Origin of the sequence: Anaerobacillus sp. 1_MG-2023 (genome assembly GCF_030547345.1) — a bacterium.
GTDB classification, from domain to species: domain Bacteria; phylum Bacillota; class Bacilli; order Bacillales; family Guptibacillaceae; genus Guptibacillus; species Guptibacillus hwajinpoensis_B.
This window is the reverse complement of sequence record NZ_JAUORD010000169.1, coordinates 1-253: the sequence shown is the minus strand read 5'-3', so window position 1 is coordinate 253 and position 253 is coordinate 1. Positions and strand designations below refer to the sequence as shown.

The 253-nt window shown below is 38.7% G+C and carries 1 protein-coding gene; it reads right to left on the bottom strand.

The genetic code is table 11. The features are described 5' to 3' along the window. A partial coding sequence (locus Q4550_RS23720; RefSeq protein ID WP_303536712.1) for a DUF327 family protein occupies window positions 1–222 on the bottom strand: 222 nt, incomplete at its 3' end. Between the last annotated feature and the right edge of the window lie 31 nt (window positions 223–253).

The following is a 253-nucleotide window of genomic DNA, read 5'->3' as shown; positions in this document are numbered from 1 at the left end:
CCCTTTCACCATTCGTTTAAATGCGGCCAGTTCACGAAATGATCGATAACGAGCAAGCTTATTTCCTTGCTTCGAAATATTACTAACAAGCTGTTGTAATTCTTGATGCTTTAAACTTTGTGTTTGGGACTGAACCATTTGACTGAAAGCCTGTTTATCTGCACTTGCTTTACGCGCATATTTCGGCTCTAAATTAGCTTGTATTTCGTTTGTAATTTTCATTGGTCCAGCCCCTTTCTTAGAGGTAATACAC